3 protein-coding genes are annotated in these 3,864 nt (G+C 51.5%); all 3 read left to right on the top strand.

The window, feature by feature from the left end; translation table 11 throughout:
- The first annotated feature begins 253 nt into the window (after positions 1-253).
- The 3 genes from AC1DO7_RS40055 to fdhA all read left to right on the top strand — a co-directional run bounded on the left by AC1DO7_RS40055 (position 254) and on the right by fdhA (position 3,774).
- A complete protein-coding gene (locus tag AC1DO7_RS40055) occupies positions 254-1,444 on the top strand; it encodes an aromatic ring-hydroxylating dioxygenase subunit alpha (protein WP_477117478.1) in 1,191 nt (396 codons plus the stop codon).
- Positions 1,445-1,685: 241 nt separating this feature from the next.
- Positions 1,686-2,501: a PDR/VanB family oxidoreductase gene (locus AC1DO7_RS40050; protein WP_477117477.1), complete on the top strand. Its 816-nt coding sequence runs from the start codon at positions 1,686-1,688 to the stop codon at positions 2,499-2,501.
- Positions 2,502-2,574: 73 nt separating this feature from the next.
- Complete coding sequence (gene fdhA, locus AC1DO7_RS40045; RefSeq protein WP_477117476.1) at positions 2,575-3,774, top strand: formaldehyde dehydrogenase, glutathione-independent; 1,200 nt, start codon at positions 2,575-2,577, stop codon at positions 3,772-3,774.
- The last annotated feature ends 90 nt before the right edge of the window (positions 3,775-3,864 follow it).

The raw sequence follows: 3,864 nt of genomic DNA, 5'->3' as shown, positions 1-3,864 counted from the left end.
ACCTATACATCGCTTTCGTTCTGCCCATGGCCGGTGCCGCAATAGCAGTCGCCATCGCTCACGCAAGTGTTCCGGACTCCCGTAACCGACGTGAACCGGCAGTGTCATAGCTGATGTACCAGGGCGCGGCAATATTCCAAAGATTCCCGGATATTTAAACATGCAGAAATAGCAATTCATTTTTTGGCTATTTTCAAAAGATTGAGAACCCGGCGTTTCGCCTTGCGCTCGATATTTGTTATTTAGAACGGTCGTGACCGTCATTTATATCGGAAAATTGTCGCCATTAAGACGCGTGGCGACAATCAAAAAATCGGACGATAATCAACATTATCTACAGGAGACGCGAATGAATTCACCGTCAAATACACCCAATTTTCCCATGAATGCGTGGTATGCGGCGGCATACGATGTGGACGTCAAGCGCACACTTCTGGCGCGCACTATCTGTAATAAAAAAGTGGTCCTGTATCGACAAACCGACGGCACCCCAGTGGCACTGGAAGACGCCTGCTGGCACCGTCTGCTTCCACTGTCGAGGGGCCGCCTCGAAGGCGATACAGTAGTTTGTGGTTATCATGGGCTGGTATTTAACGCCAGCGGCCGATGCATTGAAATGCCATCGCAGGAAACACTGAACCCCTCGGCCTGCGTCAGATCCTATCCAGTGGTGGAAAAACATCGCCTGATCTGGCTCTGGCTCGGCGATGCATCGAAGGCCGATCCGGCGACGATTCCCGATTTTCACTGGAATGACGATCCTGCTTGGGCCGGCGACGGCGAGACCATTCACGCCAAGTGCGATTACCGTCTGGTAGTTGATAACCTGATGGATTTGACGCACGAGACTTTCGTTCACGTCACTAGCCTGCATCAGAGCGAACAAGCCGAATCCCCATTCGAGGTGACTTACGACGATAAATTCGTCACCGTATCGCGCTGGATGCACAATGTCGATGCGCCGCCGTTTTGGGCCGTGCAATTGCGCAAACATAACGGCTGGACCGGCAAGGTCGATCGCTGGCAGATTATCCGCTTCGAAGCACCTTGTACGGTCACGATCGATGTTGGCGTCGCGCCCGTAGGAACAGGTGCACGCGAAGGCGATCGCTCGCAGGGCGTTAATGGTTATGTACTGAATACGATCACGCCGGAAACAGATACCACGTCGCATTACATTTGGGCTTTCTGCCGCAATTATCGTATTAGCGAACAAAGCATCACGCAGCAATTCCGTCAGGGCGTGCGTAGCGTGTTCCGCGAAGATGAGATTATCGTCGAGGCGCAGCAACAAGCGATTTTGGACCACCCGGAGCGCGAATTTTACAATCTAAATATCGATGCCGGAGCATTATGGGCGCGGCGATTCATAGATCGGATGATTCAAGCTGAAAATAGCACCACGCTTCCTTCTGACGTTATTCCGATTCGCGTAGCGAACTAAGGCGACGCACGCGTTAGATGAATTAATTCCGTGAATTAGAAAAAATCAACCCGTAAAAATTTAAATCATGAAATTTCGAGACGACTGGGCAATAGTCTCTATTGAACGCATTGAGAACGTCAGCCCGAGCATTCGAATGATAGAAATTGCTGCTGGCAACCATTTCAACATCTGGACGCCTGGTTCTCATTTGAGAGTAAGGGTGAAAGTGGAGTAGCGAACCGAAATTCGGACCTACTCGTTGATCGATATTGGCGATAACAAAAAAATATATCGCATCGCGGTTAAGCTAATGGAAGAAGGGTTGGGTGGCTCGCGCTACATGTGGGGCCYGAAAGTCGGCGATGCGCTCGAAATATCGCAGCCACATAATCATTTCGAGTTGAGCCGCTATGCGCCCTCTTATACGCTGGTCGCCGGCGGTGTCGGGATCACACCGTTGATCAGCATGGCATATGCCTTGAGAAATAGTGATAAGCCCGTACGGCTATTCTACGGCGTACGAAACCATACGGAAGCGGCGCTGGTGAACCTGCTACGAAGTTGGCTGGGCGACCGCCTGGAATTATCCGTGGCCGAGGAAACAGGACCACTCGATTTGAAGAAAATTGTCGACAGCGTGACGGGTGATGGTGAACTGTACATCTGCGGGCCGATCGCCATGCTTGAGACAGTCGGCCGAATTTGGAAAGAAAGCGGAAAATCGATGGGTGCGTTGCGCTACGAAACATTCGCCTCCAGCGGACATTATCCGACTCGCCCGTTCACCGTCGTACTTCCGCGGTTCGGCAAGACAATTGAGGTTGCCGCGCACCAGACGTTACTCGCAGCGCTCGAAGCGGAAGGAATGGAGGTGATGTCGGACTGCAAGCGTGGCGAGTGCGGATTATGCGTAGTCAATATACTGGAAAGCGATGCACCCGTGGATCATCGTGATGTATTTTTGAATCCGTCCGAAAAAGCAGACAGCAAAAAAATGTGCGCTTGTGTGTCGAGAATTAGCGGTGGAACATTGACTCTGGATACAGCCTATCGCAGCTCGACGCTGAACRTATAATTGCATAATGCGGTGATTATTTAATATTTCGTCTATTCTTAATATTTAAATAAATATAAAAAAGGATAATTTCATGGTGGAAAACCGCGGTGTTGCATTCATCAAGCAGGGCGTAGTCGAAGTTAAAGGTATTCCATTTCCAAAGTTGGTTGATCCACGCGGCCGCCCCATCGGACACGGCGTCATTCTCAAAACACTTTCGACCAACATCTGTGGCTCGGACCAGCACATGGTGCGCGGTCGCACCACCGCACCGGCTGGCCTCATTCTCGGCCATGAAATCACCGGTGAAGTGATCGAAATGGGCCGCGATGTCGAAACCCTTAAGGTGGGCGATATCGTGTCGGTACCGTTCAATGTGGCTTGCGGTCGCTGTCGTACCTGTAAGGAGCAGGATACCGGCGTGTGCTTGACAGTAAATCCTTCCCGCGCCGGCGGAGCCTATGGCTATGTCGATATGGGCGGATGGGTCGGCGGTCAGGCTGAATATGTGATGGTGCCCTATGCAGACTTCAATCTGCTGAAATTTCCGAACAGGGAGGTGGCGCTGGAAAAAATCCGTGATTTGACGTGTTTGTCGGATATTTTACCGACGGGATTTCACGGCGCCGTGACGGCTGGTGTTCGGCCTGGAAGCACGGTGTATGTTGCGGGCGCGGGGCCGGTCGGGCTTGCCGCAGCGGCATCGGCGCAGTTGCTTGGCGCTGCTGTAGTCATCGTCGGAGATGTAAACCCAGCCCGATTGGTGCATGCGCGTAAAGTAGGATTTCAGACGGTCGACTTGTCGCRGGATGTGCTGTTGGTAGATCAGATCGCACAGATACTTGGTACATCTGAGGTTGACTCCGCAATCGATGCGGTAGGTTTTGAAGCACGCGGTCACGGGCATGAAGGTGCGCAACACGAAGCGCCGGCTACCGTGCTCAACTCTTTAATGGAAGTGACGCGCGCTGCCGGCAAGATCGGCATTCCCGGCTTATATGTTACAGATGATCCTGGTGCTGCCGATACGGCAGCCAAGAAGGGTTCTTTATCGATTCGTTTGGGTCTCGGTTGGGCGAAATCGCACAGTTTTTTTACGGGCCAAACACCGGTCATGAAATATAACCGCGCATTGATGCAAGCAATTCTTTGGGATCGCATCAAGATTGCCGATATTGTTGGCGTGCAATTGATTTCGTTGGACGATGCGCCAAAGGCGTATGCTGAGTTCGACGCGGGGGCACCGAAGAAATTCGTTATTGATCCGCATCGGCAGTTGAAGGCCAATTGATTGCTGTCATCATCCGAATTATGCCATTAATTATTCACAACATGCTACCTACAGAAATCGAAATAAGTTAAATGAAGCTTACCTGAAGGA

The sequence above is a fragment of the Cupriavidus sp. 05N40 genome, assembly GCF_056397305.1.
This window is presented reverse-complemented; position numbering and strand designations above follow the sequence as displayed.